Origin of the sequence: Novosphingobium sp. CECT 9465 (assembly GCF_920987055.1) — a bacterium.
Lineage (GTDB): Bacteria > Pseudomonadota > Alphaproteobacteria > Sphingomonadales > Sphingomonadaceae > Novosphingobium.
This window is the reverse complement of record NZ_CAKLBX010000001.1, coordinates 3,361,283-3,381,069: the sequence shown is the minus strand read 5'-3', so window position 1 is coordinate 3,381,069 and position 19,787 is coordinate 3,361,283. Positions and strand designations below refer to the sequence as shown.

18 protein-coding genes, 1 tRNA gene and 2 pseudogenes are annotated in these 19,787 nt (G+C 60.8%); 8 read left to right on the top strand and 13 right to left on the bottom strand.

Features of this window, described 5'->3' with window-relative positions:
• Window positions 1-39 precede the first annotated feature (39 nt).
• Complete coding sequence (locus LUA85_RS16395) at window positions 40-837, bottom strand: response regulator (protein WP_231471380.1); 798 nt, start codon at window positions 835-837, stop codon at window positions 40-42.
• Between the two features lie 98 nt (window positions 838-935).
• Complete coding sequence (locus LUA85_RS16390) at window positions 936-1,301, bottom strand: response regulator transcription factor (RefSeq protein ID WP_231471378.1); 366 nt, start codon at window positions 1,299-1,301, stop codon at window positions 936-938.
• A gap of 161 nt (window positions 1,302-1,462) precedes the next feature.
• Between LUA85_RS16390 and LUA85_RS16385 the strand changes: the two genes are divergently transcribed.
• Window positions 1,463-2,248 carry a Crp/Fnr family transcriptional regulator gene (locus LUA85_RS16385; RefSeq protein ID WP_231471376.1) on the top strand — a complete coding sequence of 262 codons (786 nt, stop codon included), beginning with the start codon at window positions 1,463-1,465 and terminating at the stop codon, window positions 2,246-2,248.
• 393 nt (window positions 2,249-2,641) lie between these two features.
• Here the strand turns inward: LUA85_RS16385 and LUA85_RS16380 are convergent, their stop codons facing one another.
• Together LUA85_RS16380 and LUA85_RS16375 are read right to left on the bottom strand one after the other, a co-directional pair.
• Window positions 2,642-3,100, bottom strand: a complete 459-nt coding sequence (locus LUA85_RS16380) for a response regulator (protein WP_231471374.1) — start codon at window positions 3,098-3,100, stop codon at window positions 2,642-2,644.
• Between the two features lie 100 nt (window positions 3,101-3,200).
• Window positions 3,201-4,358, bottom strand: a complete 1,158-nt coding sequence (locus tag LUA85_RS16375; protein WP_231471372.1) for a GNAT family N-acetyltransferase — start codon at window positions 4,356-4,358, stop codon at window positions 3,201-3,203.
• A 167-nt stretch (window positions 4,359-4,525) separates the two neighbouring features.
• Here LUA85_RS16375 and LUA85_RS16370 point away from each other — a divergent pair, with 167 nt between their 5' ends.
• A complete protein-coding gene (locus LUA85_RS16370) occupies window positions 4,526-5,620 on the top strand; it encodes a fatty acid desaturase (RefSeq protein WP_231471371.1) in 1,095 nt (364 codons plus the stop codon).
• A gap of 32 nt (window positions 5,621-5,652) precedes the next feature.
• Here LUA85_RS16370 and lptG read toward each other — a convergent pair whose 3' ends face one another.
• Complete coding sequence (gene lptG / locus LUA85_RS16365; protein ID WP_231471368.1) at window positions 5,653-6,753, bottom strand: LPS export ABC transporter permease LptG; 1,101 nt, start codon at window positions 6,751-6,753, stop codon at window positions 5,653-5,655.
• Window positions 6,743-7,987 carry an LPS export ABC transporter permease LptF gene (gene lptF / locus LUA85_RS16360; RefSeq protein ID WP_231471366.1) on the bottom strand — a complete coding sequence of 415 codons (1,245 nt, stop codon included), beginning with the start codon at window positions 7,985-7,987 and terminating at the stop codon, window positions 6,743-6,745. Before lptF ends, lptG begins: the two co-directional genes overlap by 11 nt.
• Window positions 7,988-8,200: 213 nt before the next feature.
• Here lptF and LUA85_RS16355 point away from each other — a divergent pair, with 213 nt between their 5' ends.
• Entirely contained in the window at window positions 8,201-8,644 is a 444-nt protein-coding gene (locus tag LUA85_RS16355) for a hypothetical protein (RefSeq protein WP_231471364.1), read from the top strand.
• A 38-nt stretch (window positions 8,645-8,682) separates the two neighbouring features.
• On the opposite strand, the gene clpS is transcribed toward LUA85_RS16355, so the two are convergent.
• The 3 genes from clpS to LUA85_RS16340 form a co-directional block, all read right to left on the bottom strand.
• On the bottom strand, window positions 8,683-9,063 hold the full coding sequence (gene clpS / locus LUA85_RS16350) for an ATP-dependent Clp protease adapter ClpS (protein WP_371823698.1): 381 nt from the start codon (window positions 9,061-9,063) through the stop codon (window positions 8,683-8,685).
• A 168-nt stretch (window positions 9,064-9,231) separates the two neighbouring features.
• A complete protein-coding gene (phaP, locus tag LUA85_RS16345) occupies window positions 9,232-10,113 on the bottom strand; it encodes a phasin family protein (protein ID WP_231471362.1) in 882 nt (293 codons plus the stop codon).
• Between the two features lie 153 nt (window positions 10,114-10,266).
• Window positions 10,267-12,129, bottom strand: coding sequence for an alpha/beta hydrolase (locus LUA85_RS16340; RefSeq protein ID WP_231471354.1), 1,863 nt, complete (start codon window positions 12,127-12,129; stop codon window positions 10,267-10,269).
• A gap of 176 nt (window positions 12,130-12,305) precedes the next feature.
• Between LUA85_RS16340 and LUA85_RS16335 the strand changes: the two genes are divergently transcribed.
• The 5 genes from LUA85_RS16335 (at window position 12,306) to LUA85_RS16315 (ending at window position 17,420) form a co-directional block, all read left to right on the top strand.
• Window positions 12,306-13,505 (top strand): LL-diaminopimelate aminotransferase, encoded by a 1,200-nt coding sequence (locus LUA85_RS16335; protein ID WP_231471352.1) that lies wholly within the window; start codon window positions 12,306-12,308, stop codon window positions 13,503-13,505.
• Window positions 13,506-13,662: 157 nt separating this feature from the next.
• Entirely contained in the window at window positions 13,663-14,475 is an 813-nt protein-coding gene (locus tag LUA85_RS16330; protein WP_231471350.1) for a crotonase/enoyl-CoA hydratase family protein, read from the top strand.
• Window positions 14,472-15,857 carry an RNB domain-containing ribonuclease gene (locus tag LUA85_RS16325; RefSeq protein ID WP_231471348.1) on the top strand — a complete coding sequence of 462 codons (1,386 nt, stop codon included), beginning with the start codon at window positions 14,472-14,474 and terminating at the stop codon, window positions 15,855-15,857. The genes LUA85_RS16330 and LUA85_RS16325 overlap by 4 nt, the downstream gene beginning before the upstream one ends.
• Before the next feature lie 74 nt (window positions 15,858-15,931).
• Window positions 15,932-16,005 (top strand) — tRNA-Cys (locus tag LUA85_RS16320).
• Window positions 16,006-16,169: 164 nt separating this feature from the next.
• Complete coding sequence (locus LUA85_RS16315; RefSeq protein ID WP_231471346.1) at window positions 16,170-17,420, top strand: integrase arm-type DNA-binding domain-containing protein; 1,251 nt, start codon at window positions 16,170-16,172, stop codon at window positions 17,418-17,420.
• On the opposite strand, the gene LUA85_RS16310 is transcribed toward LUA85_RS16315, so the two are convergent.
• The 4 genes and pseudogenes from LUA85_RS16310 to LUA85_RS16295 all read right to left on the bottom strand — a co-directional run.
• Window positions 17,415-17,678 (bottom strand): helix-turn-helix domain-containing protein, encoded by a 264-nt coding sequence (locus LUA85_RS16310; RefSeq protein ID WP_371823697.1) that lies wholly within the window; start codon window positions 17,676-17,678, stop codon window positions 17,415-17,417. The genes LUA85_RS16315 and LUA85_RS16310 overlap by 6 nt on opposite strands.
• Complete coding sequence (locus LUA85_RS16305) at window positions 17,675-17,983, bottom strand: hypothetical protein (RefSeq protein WP_231471332.1); 309 nt, start codon at window positions 17,981-17,983, stop codon at window positions 17,675-17,677. The genes LUA85_RS16310 and LUA85_RS16305 overlap by 4 nt, the downstream gene beginning before the upstream one ends.
• Before the next feature lie 828 nt (window positions 17,984-18,811).
• Window positions 18,812-19,162 (bottom strand): annotated as a pseudogene (locus LUA85_RS16300) (transposase); the annotation flags it as partial.
• A 141-nt stretch (window positions 19,163-19,303) separates the two neighbouring features.
• Window positions 19,304-19,768 (bottom strand): annotated as a pseudogene (locus LUA85_RS16295) (transposase); the annotation flags it as partial.
• Window positions 19,769-19,787: the final 19 nt, after the last annotated feature.

Sequence of the window (19,787 nt, the reverse complement as noted above, 5' to 3'; positions counted from 1 at the left end):
GCGCGGCCCTGAAAGTTAAACACGGCGCAATGTCGGGGTTCAATCCAGTGGACGGCTCGACCCAAAGAACAAGGCCTGGCTGATGGCGGTACGCACGGTCTGTTCCTGAAAAGGCTTGGTCACCAGATAGGTCGGTTCAGGCCGGTCTCCCGTCAGCAGCCGCTCCGGGTACGCCGTAATGAAGATGACGGGCACCGAACCCATCGCCAGAATATCGTCCACGGCATCAAGCCCCGAACTGCCATCGGCCAGTTGGATGTCGGCCAGCACCAGACCCGGTTTTTCGCGCGAAACGATGTCCAGCGCCTGTGTGCGGGTGGCTGCCATGCCGCAGACATCGTGGCCAAGCGACCGCACAAGGTCTTCCAGTTGCATGGATATCAGTGGCTCATCCTCGATGATGAGAACTGAAGTGGCCGATTCGCTATCGATTTCTGCAATCGCGTCCTGGACCAGACTTTCAACCTCTTCGGCATCACGGTCCATGATGAATGCTGCTTCATCGATGCTGAAATCTTCCAGCGTGGTCAGCAGCAACGCCTGGCGGTTGGCGGGAGTCATTGCCGCCAGACGTTCCTGCGCAGCAGTTTCATGCTGGCCGATCACGCCCGAAGAACGATCCGCAGTATCGACATAAGCAGTGGACCACACCCGGTTGAATGCGTGGTAAAGCTGTGGACGACCCTCGCCGATCAGGGTGCGCAGGTCATCGTCGGCAAGGGCGGCTTCCAGCGTCGCCCGAACGAAGGAATCGCCAGCGGCCTGGCTTCCGGTTAGTGCGCGTGCGTAACGGCGAAGATATGGGAGTTGATTGGCAACTTTGGCACCCAGAGACATTCGTACCCCTTCCCGGACAGTATCGTGCAGCTCAACGCATCAAGCTGTCGTCCGGTTCCCGGCCCTGGGCAAGGGAAATCCACGCGACAAGAGCGCTATCAGTCCGCGATTACAGCAGTGACCCAATCCACCAGAATGTCAGGAGACACAGGTTTGCGGAATTGCACAGCGAAATCATGGCCTTCGCAATTGCCCTGGCTGTCGAAGCCGGAACTGATGGCAACCCGGCATCCGTTGCGATGCAGGTGCGAGGCGAGGTCCAGCGAAATTCCATCCGGCAATTGCAGATCGAGCAGTGCCGCCGCAGGCATCTGCTGGCCGATCAGCTCCTTCGCGCCTGCCAGTGTGGAGGTGACGACGACCGCAAAGCCACGCTCCTGCAGGGCATCCTCGATGGCCATTGCCACCAGCACGCTGTCTTCCACCACCAGGATAAGCGGGGCATTTGTTTGACTGTTGAACACGTTCCGGCCCATCCATAGGTTTCGCCGGTTCGTTAGGGCACAATTCGGGAACCCACGTTGTCATTTGACATAGCGGCGAAAGAGACGACCGTGTTTGCAGAGCGCCGGGACGATGACGTGGACGAGATGCCCGTGACATACGGGCAAAAGTGGGGGCATTGATGGCGAGCGACGGCGAAACCGAAGAATTTGTTGCAGATACTTTAGAAGCGGGCACGGCGATCCGGTGCGTCGCCTGTCCGTTGATTGCTTGCGAAGGCTTGCGGCAGCCCCCTGTCGAACTGCGTCAGTGGATCGCGGCTTTTCGGCAGGGTGAGGCCCGGTTCGTGCGGGGCGAACAGGTCTTTGCGCAAGGATCGCGCCCTCGCCAGCTCTATACGCTGCTCAGTGGCGTACTGATGCGTACTCGTCTGCTCGAAGACGGGCGGCGCCAGGTCATAAACTTCATGTTTCCGGGTGATTTCATCGGACTTCAGGCGGCGCTGGATGGTGAAATGAGCCACGCGGTGGAGGCGGTAACGTCAGCCACCTTGTGCGTGTTTGCGCGCGAGCGATTTTTCGACATGGTGGCGAGCCAGCCGCGCCTCGCATTTGACATGACCTGGCTTGCGGCGCACGAAGAGGCGGCGCTGGAAGAACACATCGTCTCGCTGGGGCAGCGCAATGCGCGCGAACGGATGACCGCGCTTGCCGTGTTTCTGGTGCAGCGCGCGTTCGATACCGGCCTGGCGCCCGATGGTGTGCTGACCATGACCGTCACGCAGGGGCAGATTGCCGACATGCTGGGCCTGTCGCTCGTCCATACCAACCGCACCATGCAGACCTTGCGGCGGTTGGGGATTGTCGACTGGACGATCAATGCGATCCGCATTCCCGATTTCGAAAAGGCGCGTCAATATGCCCGGATTGACGGAAATGTATCGGGATCGCCACGTCCTTATATTTGAAATTGTCATTAGCACATTGAAAATAAAAGCAGAAAAAATTTTGACTGGTATGGGAACCGTGGGTCTGATCGGTCGTTTTTGGTATGTCACCGCCGAGACCCCCCTCCCGTCCAAGCGGCTGGTGATACGATCCCGAAAGGTCCTCGTCGGAAACGACGGGGACCTTTTTTTCCGGGTTCGGGTGCCCCGGTCGTGTCTCATGGTGGCGCGGCCGGGGACATTCGGACAGCATTCGGACAGGGGACATGCGGACATAGCCCCCGGCATCGAACCTCAAAACCTGACCCCAAAATTCAGGTGATTACACTCTTTCCAAACGTCACTTCGTCATTGCGAGGCGGCGAAGCCGACGAAGCCAGGGCTTGTGTTTGCAGACGACATAGTCGCCAAAATCTAACCGCGGTTGGCCAGTGCGCCCCGGATGCGGCCCAGCAGACCCGTCGGGGTATGGCGATGCACCAGTGCGATCAGATCCTCGATGCGGAACGGTTTGGCCAGGACATGGCCCAGTTGCGCAGCGGACGGGGGAATCGAATCGGGCGTTGCCGTGGTAAAGACCACAAGCGGGCGCTTGTCTCCCAACTGGATGGCAAGTTCCGCCAGCGCCCAGCCATCGTCACGGTCGGCCAGGTGCACATCAAGGATGAGCAGGGCAGGCACTTTCCGTGAAAGGTGCTCCATCGCTTCGGCAATGCTGGAACAGGTGACCACGCTGTCGGCTCCGCCTGCAGCAAGCGCTTCGGCAAGATCGAGCGCGATCAGCCCATCGTCCTCGACGATCAGTGCATGGCCAAGCGACCGGCTGCTCCGCAAAGGCGCCGACCGCACGGGGCCATGGTCACTGTCGATCACAATGTCGTTCCTTGTGTGCGCTTGCGTGGCTTGCACTTATTTCGTCAAACGCAGGCGATGCCGCTCCCGTTCCGCAAGGCAGGATCGATTTCGACCGCAATCAGAGCGGCTTGTCGTAAATCGCGTAAACCTTGTTGATCTTGCTGTCGATCGCCTCGGCAATGGCGTTCATTCCCTGATTGTCTTCCAGAATCCAGCCGATCTCGCCACGGGTCGATCCGTAATCGCGGGTTGCGTTGCGGCGGATATATTCGATCATCATGAACGCCAGCTGGCTTGCCATGCGTGACGATTGCAGCCGCTTGCGCACACCCATCAGCGGCACACGCATCGTGCGGACGCGCGGCTTGCGCAGCCAAAGCAGCAATTTGGCCCAGTTGAACGGAAACAGCTTTCCCCCCATCGGCTTTACGACCTCGTTAAGGTCGGGCAGCGTCATCATGAAGGCCACCGGCTCGCCTTCGTACTCCGCCACCATGATCAGGTCTTCGCGCACGATCGGCTTGAACTTCTTGCCGGCATATTTGATCTCGGCATCGCTGAACGGCACGAAACCCCAGTTGTCCGACCAGGCATCGTTGAGGATATCCAGGATCAAGGCGGCTTCCTCGTCAAACCTGGACCGGTCGACCTTGCGGATGCGGATCTTGGCGTTCTTTTCACCCGACTGGATGATGCGTTGGATCAGCGGCGGAAACTCGCGCGTGATATCCAGTTCGTATGTATTGAGGGTCTTGGCGGTCTTGTATCCCAATGCTTCGATGTAATCGCGATAGCGTTCCGGCTGGTGGCCCATCATCACCGTTGGCGGATGATCGAAACCCTTGACCAGCTGGCCCGGCTCTTCCCAGATCGACATCGATAGCGGTGCCAGCACACGAGTCATGCCCTTTTGCCGCAACCAGTCTTCCGCATGGCCGATCAGGGCTTGGGCTACCGTTTCGTCCTCGGCTTCGAGCAGGCCCCAGTTGCCCGTGCCCGGTCCCATGCCCTGCGACGGATCCATCGCGATGGCCAGATGATCGATATGGGCAGAAATGCGCCCCACGACGGCGCCTGTCCGGCGCGCCAGAAACAGCTGGACGTCGGCATGATCGAAGAACGGGTTCTTGCCCGGCGTGATCAGCTCTTCGGCTTCCATGCGCAGCGGCGGCACCCAGTTGGGATCGCTGGCGTTCATGCGATAGGCCAGATCGATGAAGGCCTTGCGGTCGGCCTTGCCGGAAACGGGGGAGATGATTACTTCGGCTTGGGCCACGATCTTGCCTTTGTTTGCGCATAAAGCGGATTTCGTCGGCGAACTGCGGTTCAATCCGTCGCATTGTCAAGCCACAGGGCGCAAGTGGGGGCGGCCTTGGTGAAAATGACCGGCAATCATCCACAAGGAGGGTGCCGGGAAAACAGGGTCACTTTGGAATTTCACGCATGATCGCTACCGAAACGCTCAGTCCCCTCGCCACGTCTGCCCCGGCACAACCTGCCTTGCCGAAAGGTCTTGCCGGAACACCTGACGACAAGGACATGCTCCGCGCTGCCGTGGAGCTGACCCGCGATATCGCAACCGCGCGCGCCGCGATCTACTGGCCTGACATGCTCTTGTCCGCAACGCTGGGTTATGCGGCACTTGCGGGCGCGATCCTGATGGAAAACCCCGTCTATGCCGCGCTTTCGGGCGTCGTATCGGCGCTGGCGCTTTATCGTGCGCTGCTGTTCATCCATGAACTGACGCATATTCACAAGACCGCGCTTCCGGGCTTCCGCTTTGCGTGGAATCTGCTGGTCGGTATTCCCATGCTGATCCCGTCGCTGATGTATGAAGGCGTTCACACGCTGCATCATGCGCGCACCCGCTATGGCACCGCGGATGACCCGGAATACCTGCCGCTGGCGCTGATGAAGCCGTGGTCGCTGCCCGTTTTCGTGATCACCGCGCTGCTGCTGCCGATCGGCCTGCTGGTCCGGTTTGCGCTGCTGGTGCCGCTGGGCGTGATCGTTCCGCCCTTGCGCAGGCTGGTGTGGGAGCGCGCCTCCTCCCTATCGATCAACCCCGATTTCCGCCGACGGCCACCTGAAGGCGATTTTGCACGGATGGTATTCTGGCAGGAACTCGGCGCATCGGCCTGGGCAATTTTCGTCCTGTGGTGGAGCGCGACGCATTCCTGGCGCCCGCTGCTGATCGGCCTTGCGGTCCTCTCGCTCACCGCCCTGCTCAACCAGATTCGTACGCTGGTGGCGCACTTGTGGGAGAACGAGGGTGAAGCGATGACCGTGACCGGGCAATATCTCGATTCGGTCAATGTTCCGCCACCGGCCCTGCTGGCGCCGTTGTGGGCACCTGTGGGCCTGCGCTATCACGCATTGCACCACCTGCTGCCGTCGATGCCCTATCATTCGCTGGACGAGGCGCACCGTCGGATCACTGCGCATCTCGGCCTTGGGTCGACTTACCAGAAATCGAATTATCCCGGCCTGGTTCCACTGGTCGGGCGGCTTGCGCGCAGCACGATGATGCCCCGCTAACCCGTGATGGCTGCCCCGCTACCGGCGAACGGTCACTCTTCGGTACGGATCAGCACCGTTTCGCCGATCAGCAGGAACAGCACGAACGGTGCCCATGCGGCAAGGAAGGGCGGGTAAGCCCCGAAATTGCCCATGGCCAGGGCGGCATTGTCGAACACGAAATAGGCAAAGCCCAGCCCCATCCCGATCACCGCGCGCACGAACAGGTGGCCAGACCGTGCCAGACCGAAGGCCGCAACCGCGCCGAGCAAGGGCATCAGCAACGCTGAAAGCGGCCCTGCCACCTTGTGCCACAGTTTGCCTTCCAGTTCGGTCGTGCGGAATCCGGCCTCGCGAATGGCCGCGATCGATCCGTTCAACTGGGTCAGCGATTCGGCATCGGCATCGACCCTGCTGATCACCACCTGCACCGGCTCCACCGATCGGGCATAGACCCGGTCGGTCGGCGAGGCAGACTTGCGCGCGCTTTGCACGTCGAACATCACGGGCTGGCGGAACGTCCATCCGGGATTGGCGTAAGCCGCAGCGGGCGCGGTGACGATCTCCGTCACCATGCCGGTGGGGTCGCGGCGATACCAGCTTACCCCGGTCATCCGCATTTCCTTGCCCTCGCCCGCGATGGTGCGCGCAAACAGGATGTTCGGGCCATCCTGCAGCCAGACATTGGTCTTGATCGCGGATTCTTCAGGGATCGGCCCGTATTCCACGTTCTGCCACGCCTTCAGCGTTGCAGTGGACCGCGTGACAACGCGCTCGTTGAACGCAAAAGTGACCGCAGAGGTAACCGCCGCCACCAGAAACAGCGGCGCCAGCACCTGATGCGCGGAAAGGCCGGCCGCTTTCATCGCGATCACTTCGCTGTTCTGGTTCAGCGTCATCAGCGTGATGATCGTGGCCAGCAGCACCGAATAGGGCAGAAACCGGCTCACCAGTTGCGGGATGCGCAATGAAACGTACGTCAGGAGCTGTTCCTGCCCATTGCCGGGGGCGGCAAGCACCTTGCCGCTCTCGCTCAGCAGATCGAGCATCTGCAGCACAAGGACCAGCATCAGCAGCACCGCCACGATGCGGACCAGGAACATCTTGCCGATGTATTTCGCCAGGGTGGGCGAAGGAAAGAATTCAAGCTGCATCAGGGGCCTCGTCGCTCACGTCCGCAGCAGGTTCTGCCCGCAGCACCTTGCGCTGGAACAGCTTGCGCACCGAGGCGGAAATCTTGGCAAACCCGGTTTCCAGCGCACCGATAGGCTGCCCGCCGGGCACATAGGCTATACGCCAATACATCCACACGATCATCGCAGCGAACACCACGAACGGCCCCCACAGCGCGAGCACCGGATCGACGCGGCCAAGCGAAGCCACATCCTGCCCATATTGGTTGACCTTGTGATAGGCAACGACCAGCACGATCGACAGGAACACGCCCAGCGCCGAGGTGGAGCGTTTGGGCGGCACGGCCAGCGCCACCGCCAGAAGCGGCAGCAGGAACATCATCACCACCTCGACCAGCCGGTAATTCAGGCTTGCCCGCGACTGGTTGCGCAATTCTTCGGAATAGCGATCGTTCCAGCCGATCCTCAGCAGTTCGGGGAGGAAATATTCGCGGTCGGCATCGCCACGCTGGCGAAACTGTTCGATACGGGGCAGGTCGATCGGCAGATCGTGACTGGCAAAGCTGAGAACGCGGGGCGAAGTGATGTCCGGCCCGTCCTGCACGATCTGACCATCGGTCAAGCGCAGGATCACCGTATCGGGGCTTTCGCGATTGGCAAAAAACCGCCCTTCACGGGCTGAGATGACCATCACCTGGCCATTGCCGGTCTGGATGCGCGCAAAGATCCCGCGCAAGTCCCGGCCTTCGTCCCGGCTCGAATCGACGCGCAGCGCCGTGCGGTCCTGCAGCGAGTTGAATTCGCCCACACGGATCGATGCCCCCAGCGCGCCGGATCTTAGCTCGAACTGCAATTGCTCGTAATAATACCGCGAAAGCGGCTGAAGGTAGCCGACGATCAGCAGGTTGAGCGTCGCCAGCGCAATTGCGAACATGTAAGGTACGCGAAGCATCCGGGTATAGGACAGGCCCACTGCGCGCATCACATCAAGCTCGGAACTCGTCGCCAGTTTGCGGAATGCAAACAGGATGCCCAGCATCAGGCCTAACGGGATCGCAAGGCTGGCATATTCGGGCAGAAGGTTTGCCAGCATCTTGAATACGACGCTGACCGGCCCGCCCTGCGTTGCCACGAAGTCGAACAGCTTGAGCATCTTGTCGAGAATCAGCAGCGACGCGGCAAGCACGAACACCGTGAGCATCGGCACGAATACGAGCCGGGCGATATAGCGGTCAGTGGCGGTAAGGATTTTCACGTGAGGCGGAGGCAACCATAGGTGTTGGAATCGGAATGCGGAAGGCTCGCGTTCTGCCGGGGAAGGCATGAACGACACGTGTCGAGGGACTAGCCGTATCGTCAGCCGCGGGGAAGGGAAAAGCGGCATTCTGACTGATGGCCTAACCAAAGTTATGGAAATGTATCCATTATGGTATAGTCCTTGCCTGCGACCTGTGGGGAGAAGATGTGCGTGCCTACCAAACCAGCAACCGCCACTTGGTGGACCAGTGCTCGCAACGCCGCATCCGACCCGGCTTATTACAACAAATTGGCCGAATGGTGTGAAAGCCTTGATCCTGCCGAGCAGGGCCGCGGTTTCGAGCGGATTATGGGGGAAATAGCCGACTTTGGCGGGTCCCCGGCCGATGCGCGCAAGGACGCTGCATCCGGGTGGATATCATTGCTGGCCGATTCGGGGGCGTTTGAAAGCGCCGCCATCGCTTTGATTCCGCAGTCCGCCACGTTTACCGGCGGGCGCATGAAGGACGGAACATTCGTTGCGCAGGTCATTCCCGAAGGCAGTGCCGGCGCCCATTCGCGCAACGCGCGCAGCCTGTCGATGGCGTGGCTGGCCGCGTTGCTGCGGGCGCTGGCCCGTCAGTCAATCGAGGCGAAAGCGACCAGCGCGCATTGATCCGGCGCTGATATCCGGTTCGCGTTCGATCGGAACCGTCAGTCTTTTTCCAGCGTGCACTGGAGCGGGTGCTGGTTCTGCCGGGCGAAGTCCATCACCTGGTTCACCTTGGTTTCGGCGATTTCATATGGGAATACCCCGCACACGCCGACGCCGCGCTGGTGGACGTGGAGCATCACGCGCGTGGCCTGTTCCAGGTCCATATGGAAAAAGCGTTTGAGAACCATCACCACGAATTCCATCGGGGTGTAATCGTCGTTCAGCATCAGCACCTTGAACTGGCTCGGCTTCTTCGGCTTGGCCCGTGTTCTGGTGGCAATGCCGATCTGATCGCCGCCGCCCGGCCTGCGCGAATCATCGTCACCCGCACAGCGCGGGTCTACGGACATGTCCGGTTGGGCGATACGATGCGTTGGCATGATAGGCCCAATATCGCATTCCCCAGGCCTTACGACAAGAGGCACCTCAGGGAAGTCTGTTTGAAATCGGGCCAAATGCCAAACGGACCGGTCAGCCAATACCAACCGGTCCGCAATGTCTGGCGTTGGGTCGTGCGGAGCGGATCGCTCCGCTGCCGCATCGCCCGATCAGGCTGCGTGCTTGATCTTTTCAACCGCGAGGCTGACGCGGGTCGAGATCGGCTGGAACGCTTCATTGATCAGCTTGAGCATGGCTTCGCTGTTCTTCGAGCTGGCAGCAACCGCTGCGTCGAAGTTCTTGCGCATCAGGGCCGACTGCTTTTCGAAAAATTCGGTCGGCGACTTCACCGCGGCGAGGTCCTTGACGTCGGCGGTCATGGTTTCGAACGAGGTCTTGGTTTCCTCGACATAACCCTTGGTCATGTCCTGCAGGCCCGATGCGAGGATCTTGGTCGATTCGACCATCGCTTCGACATTGCCCTTGGCGAACGATCCGGCATCGCCGAACGTGGCCTTGGCCTTTTCCTGGGCGTCCTTGAACGCGGACTGCATCTTGTCGGTGAATTCGGTGGGGGTGGTGATAGCCATTGCGAACAGTTCCTTTTTTGCCGTCGGGGCTTTTGCACTGCCGACGAATGTTTTCACGCTGGGGGTCTTGACCCGGTTAGTAGCGGTGAAAGGACGCTTGATCGCGGGCTTCACCGCAGGCTTCGGCTCCGCGGCTGCCTTTGCAGGCAGCTTGGCGGCGCGAGGTCCTGTCTTGCTTATTGCAACTGCCGTTTTCGGAGCCTTGGCTGGCTTTTGGACCGGCTTTGCTGCCACGCCTGGTTCGGCAATGATCGCATCCGGGACCGCATCGGGCGTGACCGGTGTCTCAACCGCTTCGGCCGATACTTTCTTTGCCTTGCGTCCTCGCACCGGCTTGTCAGCCAATTCGGCAACCGGTGCAGCCAGTTCGGGCACCGCAATCGCCGGAACTTCCGGCATAGCAGCGACAGGTTCCACCGCGGGGGTGGGCTCGTCCATGCTGTCCTTCACTTCATCGACCATCTTGGCAGCTCCTGCTTTCAAGCGTGCTGCGATCCTGACACGGTCGCGTTTCACTCTTGTTGCACTGCACAAAATAGGAATGTGTGCGCCGATGTCAAGAAAATTGTGCACTGCACCATTTTTGAAACGGGGCAGTGTGGCCGGGCATTGGGATCAGCGTGTGCGGACATACCTTCCCGGCGCGTCCTCGATCGTCCTGTCACCCTTTCCGCCGGGTATGCGCTTGCCCTTGGCGGCAACCTTTGCGGGCGCACGATCCGCAATCCACTCAGCCCAATTGGGCCACCAGCTGCCTTTGGTCTCGGTCGCACCTTCGATAAACTGCTCAAGCGTCGCAGTGTTCCCAGGGTTGAGCCAGTACTGGTATTTGCCCGCTTCGGGAGGATTGACCACCCCTGCGATATGCCCGGATCCGGCCAGCACGAAGCGCCAGTCACCGGCAAGATGCCGGGTCAGCTTCCACACGCTTTGCGGCGGTGCAATATGATCTTCCCGCCCGGCCTGGATGTAGCACGGTGTGGCAATGCGGCGCAGGTCGATCGGTGTCCCGTCTGCTTCCATTGCATCGGGAATCACCAGCTTGTTGTCGCGATAAAGATCGCTCAGATAGGCCCTGTGCCACTTGGATGGCAGATTGGTGGTGTCGCCGTTCCAGTGAAGCAGATCAAAGGCCGGGTAATCCTCACCCAGCAGGTAGTTGTTGATCACGTAATTCCAGATCAGATCCGATCCCCGCAGCGCATTGAACGTGACCGCCATGTAGCGTCCGTCGATGTAGCCATCGGTCGACAGGTTTTCGAGCATCTTGATCTGCGCATCATCGATGAAATTGCGCAGATCGCCCGCGTCCGCAAAATCGACCTGGGCCGTAAAGAACGTTGCGCTTGCCACCTTTTCGGCCTCGCCACGCCGCGCCAGTATGGCCAGTGTTGCTGCCAGCGTCGTCCCTGCGACGCAATAGCCGATGGCATGAACCGCGGGCACTTTCAGGCGATTGCGCACGTGATCGATCGCCTCGATCTGGGCACGGATGTAATCGTCCCACACCACGTCGGTCATCGATGAATCGGCCGATTTCCACGATACCACAAACACGCTCAACCCTTGCGCCACGGCCCAGCGGATGAAGCTTTTCTGAGGATTCAGGTCGAGAATGTAGAATCGGTTGATCCACGGCGGGAAGATCAGCAGCGGCGTTTCGAACACTTCATCGGTGGTCGGCGTGTACTGGATAAGCTGGAACAGCGGCGTTTCGTGCACGACCTTGCCCGGCGTCATGGCAATGTTGCGGCCAACTTCGAACGCGTTCGGATCGGTGTGCGTCAATTGCCCCTTGCGCAAGTCGCCCAGCAGATGCTCCACGCCTTTGACCAGGTTCTCGCCCCTGGTCTCCATCGTCCGTTCGATCACCACCGGGTTGGTCAGTGGAAAATTCGCAGGCGAGAGCGCGTCGGTGACGACCTTGGTTGCGAAAACCAGTTGCTCCTTGCGTTCAGGTGACAATCCTTGCGCATCCTGCACCATTTGCTGGAGTTTTTCGGCAAGGAACAGATACGTTTGGTGAATCAGTGCGAACGCCGGCTGTTCTTGCCAGCGCTTGTCGGCAAAGCGCCGGTCCTTCCGGGGCAGGGCGGGTGCCTCAGTGCCCTCGCCTGCGGCGAACTGATCGAGCAGCGACGTCCACAGCGCCATGCCGTCGTTCCACAGGCGCGTCTGCGTTTCGGCCTGGGCAATCGGCAATTGCCCGGCCATGGACACGAACAGTTGCGTCCATTTGCCGATGTCGCCCATTCGCGCCAGCATCGGCTCGACATGGCCGGATTGTTCGGCACTGAAATCGAGCCACATCTTCTGGAGCTTCGCTGCGGACATCGCCCAATGCTGCAGGTCTGCCGGATCGGGTACAGTGGTTTCCGCACCGGGCATCAGCGGCGCGAACATGGCGCGCATCGCCTCGCCCTGCTGGCGAAACAGATCCTCGAACACGACCGAATCCGTGAGCGCCTTGTCAGTCATGCCTGTCCCCTGCGTTTGTGCTGTAGTTATATATACACGCGATAACGAGCCATGTTAGCCCTGTCTTGCTCGGCTTGTCCTGCTGCGGCGACAGCGAGGTTTCCACGCATCGGCATTTGGCGTAAGGGCCTTTGCTGCGGCACTCCTGCCGCGCCTATCCATACGAGTAATTGCACGTGGACGAAGAATTCTACCGCATGAAGCGCCTGCCGCCCTACGTTATCGCCGAAGTGAATGCGATGCGGGCCGCGGCGCGCGCCGCCGGTAGGGACATCATCGACCTCGGCATGGGCAACCCCGATCTGCCGCCGCCCGATCATGTGATCGACAAGCTGTGCGAAGTGGCGCGCAAGCCAGACGCTCACGGCTATTCGGCCTCGTCCGGCATTCCCGGTGTGCGCAAGGCCCAGGCCAATTACTACGGTCGGCGCTTCAATGTCGATCTCGATCCCGAAACCGAAGTCGTCATGACCATGGGGTCGAAGGAAGGCCTCGCCAGCCTCGCCACCGCGATCACCGCGCCGGGCGATGTCGTGCTCGCGCCGAACCCCAGCTACCCGATCCACACGTTCGGCTTCATCATTGCCGGGGCCGCGATTCGTTCGGTGCCCACCACGCCTGACGAACGCTACTGGGATTCGCTTGATCGCGCGATGAAGTATTCGGTGCCGCGTCCTTCGGTGCTGATCGTCAATTATCCGTCGAACCCTACCGCCGAAACGGTGGATCTGGCCTTCTACGAAAGGCTGGTGGCGTGGGCGAAGGAGAACAAGGTCTGGGTCCTGTCCGATCTTGCCTATTCCGAACTCTATTTCGATGGCAATCCCACCCGCTCGATCCTTGAGGTTCCGGGGGCCAAGGATATCGCCGTCGAATTCACGTCGATGTCCAAGACCTTCTCGATGGCAGGCTGGCGTGTCGGCTTTGCCGTGGGCAATCCGCACCTGATCGCCGCACTCAAGCGGGTGAAATCCTATCTGGATTACGGCGCGTTCACGCCGATTCAGGCCGCTGCCTGCGCCGCGCTGAACGGTCCGCAGGATATCGTGGCCCGCAACCGTGAACTTTATCAGAAGCGCCGCGACGTGATGGTCGAATCGTTCGCCCGTGCCGGTTGGGAAATTCCCAGCCCGAAGGCGTCGATGTTTGCATGGGCACCGCTTCCGCCCGCGCTCCAGCACCTTGGCAGCCTTGAATTTTCCAAGCAGTTGCTCACCCATGCCGAAGTCGCGGTGGCCGCGGGCGTTGGCTATGGTGAGGACGGGGAAGGCTATGTCCGCATCGCCATGGTCGAAAACGAACAGCGCCTTCGCCAGGCCGCGCGCAACATCAAGCGCTACCTGCAAAGCATGGGCGTCAATTCCTCGGCCGCCTGAGGTTTCGGGGAAGTCGAATTGCAGCGGCCCTTCCCGACACGTTCGGGAAGGGCCGCCTGCATTTTGCAGACCCGCGCTTCATTACAACGCTGGACCACAGGCAAATGCTTGGGCACGATAAGCATCGATAAAACATAGATATCGGATGCCGCCCATAATGTCTGCGACTCACACCTTCCTCGAACGCGTGACCGTCACGATCGATGGCCACGTCGCTCATGTCCTGCTTGACCGGGCAGGCAAGATGAATGCGCTCGACGATGCGATGTTCGAAGCCATCATTGCCACGGGGCACTACCTCCATAATGCGCGGGGTGTGCGCTGCGTCGTGCTATCTGGGGCAGGACGATCGTTCTGTGCGGGGCTGGATCTTTCCGGCATGGCCGATGCTGGTCGCTTGAACGAAGGCGATGATCTGATCGATCGCACTCATGGCAATGCCAATCGTCCGCAACAGGCAGCGATGGTCTGGCGCAAGCTTGCGATGCCGGTGATCGCCGCGATTCATGGTGTTTGCTTCGGTGGCGGGCTGCAAGTGGCAAGCGGGGCAGACATCCGCTTCGTCGCGCCCGATGCGCGGCTGGCGGTGATGGAAGTGAAATGGGGCCTCGTCCCCGACATGGCAGGCTATGCCCTGTGGCGCGGCAATGTGCGCGATGATGTCTTGCGCGAATTGACTTACACGCACCGCGAATTCACTGGCAATGAAGCCGTGGCGCTTGGCTTTGCCACGCACGTCAGCGCTGATCCGCTCGCCGATGCGATGAAACTTGCGCAGGAAATCGCGGGAAAAAGCCCCACCGCCCTGCGCAGTGCCAAACTCCTGTCGAACCGGACACCCGATATGGATGTTGACCAGGTGTTGATGGCTGAATCGAAGGCGCAGCACGAATTGCTCTTTTCGAAGAATCAGATCGAAGCCGTCCGCGCCGGAATGGAAAAGCGCGATCCTGAATTCGTCGATCCATGAAGGCCATTCATGATCCCCATGGCGCGCTGGCCGCCGGACTCGCCGCCATCCGCGAACAATATCAGGTGCCTGCCGATTTTCCGCCGCAAGTGCTCGCCGCGGCTGAAACCGCCGCCGCTCGTCCGCTTACCGACCATGCAGATCGCACCGCGATCCCGTTTGTCACGCTCGATCCGGCGTCATCCACCGATCTCGATCAGGCGTTCTGGATCGAACAGGCCGGCAATGACCTGATCCTGTTCTACGCCATTGCCGACGTCGCCTGGTTCGTGGACGATGGCGATGCTATCGACGTCGAGGCGTGGAAACGTGGCGAGACGATATACCTGCCCGATGGGAAGGCGGGGCTTTACCCGCAGGTCCTGTCCGAACGCGTGGCCAGCCTGCTCCCCGATGGCCCACGGCCTGCGGTCGTGTTCACCGTGCGGCTCGATCCCGATGGCAACCCAACGCTTCAGGGCGCGGAACGCGCGGTCATTCGCAACCGTGCCAAGTTGGCCTACGATAGCGTCGCGATTGCCGATCTGCCACCGGCCTTTGCCGCTTATGCCGCGCGGATGGACCGCGCCGAGGCTGCGCGCGGCGCTGCCCGCGTCGATCCGCCAGAGCAGGAAGTCGAAGCCTTGAGCGATGGCCGCTTTGCGCTTGCGTTCCGGCCGCTGCGCGAATCCGAAAGGCACAATGCCGCACTGTCGCTGTCAGCCAACCTCGCTATTGCTGCGGCGCTCCAGCAGGCTGGGACCGGCCTGTTCCGGGTCATGGCCGGGCCAAGCGCCAGGGCACTGTCGCGGCTCCGCTCCACCGCCGCCGGGCTGGGGATAGCCTGGCCCGAAGGCACCGACCTGAAGGCGCTGGAGCGCACGCTGGACCAGCGCAATCCGCATCATGCCGCCTTCATGCTCGCCATTCGCCGTGCTGGCAACGGCGCGGGCTACGCACCATGGCTTCCGGGGGTCACTCCGTGGCACGAGGCGATCGCGGCGACTTACGCTCACGCCACAGCGCCCTTGCGGCGCCTTGCCGATCGCTATGTCATTCGCGCCACCTTGGCAGTTGCCAACGCACAGCCGGTCCCTGCGTCGGTAGAGGACGCGTTCCGGCGCCTGCCCGCGGTCATGGCCAAGGCCAGTGCCACTTCGGGGCAGATTGACCGCGCAGTGATCGATCTTGCCGAAGCGGTGATGCTTCACGGTCGCGAAGGCGATCTGTTTGGCGCCTGCATTACCGATACCGATGGCGATTCGGCGCGTGTGCAATTGGTGGACCTCCCCGTGGTCACCCGCGCGAAAGTTCCCGGCGCGGCCCCCGGCCAGCGCCTGAACCTGCGCCTCGAAGCTGCCGACGTTCCCGCGCGCCGCCTGTCGTTTACCCTGGCAGACTGATCCCCTGCAAGAACCGCTTGCGACACAGCCCGCTTCGGGCTAACCGCCCCGAACCACGCAGAATCTGCGATCGAGGCCCGATGGCGGAGTGGTTACGCACCGGATTGCAAATCCGTTTACGCCGGTTCGATTCCGGCTCGGGCCTCCATTTCACCGTTTGAAGACGTCCGATAACGTCCACCAAACGGCTGTTTTCCGGCATTTTTTCTGATATCATCTCCCGCAGCGGTTCGGACGGTTCCACCTGCATCCGGGTACAATGATGGTACGGATGATGGATCGGACCCCGAACATGGATTCGGAGGTCCATCAATGTCGGACGGTGCAAAACGCAAGACGGGCCTGACCGCAAACGCGGTGAAGCACGCGAGACCCAAGGATAAGGATTACAAGCTGTCGGACCGCGATGGCCTTTACCTTCTCGTGAAAACCACCGGCATCCGATACTGGCGAATGAACTACCGCTTCGGCGGACAGCAACGGACATTGTCGTTCGGGCGCTGGCCTGAGATCCTGCTGGGTGATGCGCGCGAGATGCTGCTCGAAGCGCGTCGCCAACTCGCCAAAGGCCTTGATCCGCTGGAGCAGGCAAAGCTGGAAAAGATCGCAAAATCCATCGCTGCCACCAATACGTTTCAGGCCGTGGCAGAAGAATGGCTGGAGAAGATCGAGAAGGAAGGGCTGGCACCGATTACCCTCAAGAAGGCGCGCTGGTTGCTGGCGCAAACCTACCCGGTCTTGGGCAGGCGACCGATCTCCGAAATCACGGCCCATGAACTGCTGCTCGTCCTCAAGAAGATCGAAGCGTCCAAGCGGTACGACACCGCCAACCGCATCCGTAGCACGTGCAGCCAGGTCTTCCGGTACGCCATTGCTACCGCGCGAGCGGAGCGTGACATCTGCTCGGACCTGCGTGGCGCGCTCGTCACCCCGCGCACCAACCACCGGGCCGCGATCACCACTGCGGCCGATGCTGGCGCATTGCTACGCGCTGTCGAGGACTACGAGGGCAATGCACTGACCCGGATTGCGCTGCGCCTCCTTCCGCACCTGTTTGTCCGCCCGGGCGAGCTGCGCTGGGCAGAATGGAGCGAGTTTGACTTCGACAAAGCTGTCTGGACGATCCCGGACCACAAGATGAAAATGCGCCGTCCTCACGCCGTGCCGCTGTCACGGCAAGCGTTGGCGATCATCGGCGAGATTGAGCACGACGCCAGCTACAGCGGCTTCCTCTTTCCGTCGCTGCGCGCCCTCGACCGTCCGATGTCGGACAATACCATTAATGCGGCTCTGCGCCGTCTCGGTTTCAGCAAGGATCAGATGACAGGCCACGGCTTTCGCGCCATGGCCGCCACCCTGCTGAATGAAATGGGCATCTGGAACCCCGATGCCATTGAACGACAACTAGCACATGCGGACGGCAACTCTATCCGCCGCGCCTATGCCCGTGGGCAGTACTGGGAGGAGCGCGTCCGCATGATGCAGCACTGGTCCGACTACATCGATCAGCTGCGCGACGGCGCGACCATCCTGCGCCCGAAGTTCGGCCACAGCGCGTCATAACCGCCCTTGCCGCGCACGCTCGATTAGAGCGTGCAGGCTGGCCACCGGGACCAGAGTGCACCGGCCGATCTTGACCGTCTCCAGATCGCCCGAAGCTATCAATTCATAGAGCTTGGAACGCCGGATGCCGGTCAACCGGATGGCGTCCGCGATCCTGACTGAGATCGGCTCGAGCGTGGTTGCCATCGCAGCGGGCTGGGTAAAAGGTAGCGCAAGCTGTTCGCCATCGCGCACTGTTGATCCTGCGCGCCGGATCACTCGCCCTGCTCCGGATCGGCATGGGCCACCTTTCGTCTGTGCGCGTCGTGTACCCGGCCGCGGAGGGTCTTGTCAGAATGTTCGAGAAGCAAGCCATCGAGCGCAACGGCAATGAAGGTCAACTGCCGCTTGATGTGCTCGACGTTCTTGCGACCCTCCTCTCGGAACTCCTGCCCTTGAAACAGGTCTGTGACGATAGCGCCGATCCATTGGCTGCGGCTCTGCTTGGCGCGGGTGGCCTCGTCCTGCACCCAGACAGCGACATGCTTTGGCAGGTAGGTCTGGATCGAAACATTACGTGTCATTGAAAACTCCAGTGATCTGGAGCCTGGCACGCACTGCGAAAGGCAAGTTTGTTCTACTTATGTTCAGACCGGACGTCAAGAGGCTTGCGAATGCAGGAAGTCCGCCTTTTTCTCCGCCAACTGATTTGCCGCCGAAGGCTGAATGCATGGCAAGTCAGATTTGACGGAGAAGCTGCCACGTCGAAAAAATGGCATATTATGAATTTATATCATAAGTTTAACCGCTGCGATTTGTCGCGTAGGGTGTGTATTGAACTGTACCCAACTGCGAGATCGGGACCGGCAGTTTTCCTGATTTTGAGGCGATTTCCTTTCCGCAGTTTCGGTTGGGAGCCAAAAGCTTCGCGGCGATTGAGCCGACGTTCCCCCTGAACCGTCCCCGATTCTATTGAGTTGTCTGCGGGCATTTGTGACTGAAATGTCGGACGAACCGAAAGGCAGCTGCACGGTTGCGAAATCGGGTTAGCGGCCATTCGGATCAATCATCGCACAGGGCGGCTATCGACAGAGGCTGTGAAAAAAAACGCGCCACGGCGAAGGTAGCACATTTTGTTAAGACGGGCGGCTTTGTCGGATTTTTTGCTGATGGCGTTGGCCGCGATCAGGTGCGGATCGCGGCAATGAGTGGATATTGATCGCCATCGAGCTCGATCGACCAATTGTTGAGCCCGGTTCCCACGTCGGCACTTCGCATCCTGTCGTCGCGTGAGGTGACCACACATAGGCGATCCGGCCCTGCCTTTTCCAGAAGGCGCTGCAGTTGCGTGGTCCAAGCCTCGGACCCGCCGCGCAGGCTATAATGACCCCAAGGGTCCTCAACATAATGTAAGGTGGGGCCGGCATCGACCAGCTCGCACTGTAGATGTCGATCATGACCGCCAGCATCTTGGCCAGATCTCGCGTGGTTGGCGCGTTCTCCCAGCGGCTCATCGTCGGCTGGCTGGCAAGTCCCGCACCTGCCCCCAGCAGCTTGCCCAGCGCCAGGCGGAACCCAAGATCATCGCGCAGGGAGTCGAGATCATCGGCATCCTCATAGCCGCACGCGATCGCCAGCACCCGGACAAGGAAGATATCCTCAAGCCGATGGACCACCCGCGCAGGTTCGCGCGGGTCCGCGATACACCCTGCAAGCCGCTGGCAGACCCTCATCACCCGCTCTGCCTGAGCCAGCACCAGCAGAGGTGGCTTGTTTGGTCTGCACAGGGTTTGGCAACAGATTAGTGGATCGTCCGCCGCTTGCTGTTTCGAACTGCCGATATGGGCCGTCATGCAGGAAGGGCGTAGCCCGACCGGAGTGACGGCCCATATCGGCGGCCAAGGTCATGCTGCCATCGCCAGCGGCAGGTTGTCAAAGTATGCCTGATCCGGAGTCTTGGCGGCCAGGCTCGAGTGCGGCCTCCTGGCATTGTAGAAGGTCAGGTAGCGACCGATCGACGCCCGGGCTTCGCTGACCGCTGCGTAGGCACGCAGGTAGACTTCCTCGTACTTCACCGAGCGCCACAGGCGTTCGACGACGACATTGTCGCGCCAGGCGCCGCGTCCGTCCATGCTGATGGCGATTTCCTCCCGGCGCAGCACGCTGGTGAACGCCAGCGACGTGAATTGGCTGCCTTGATCGGTGTTGAAAATCTCCGGCTTTCCATACCGCGCCAACGCTTCCTCAAGCGCCTCGACGCAGAAGTCGGCCTCCATCGTGATTGATACCCGGTGGGCCAGGACCTTGCGGCTGAACCAGTCGACGATAGCCACCAGATAGACGAAACCCCGCGCCATCGGGAGTGGAGTAGGAAGCGCATAAGCGCTT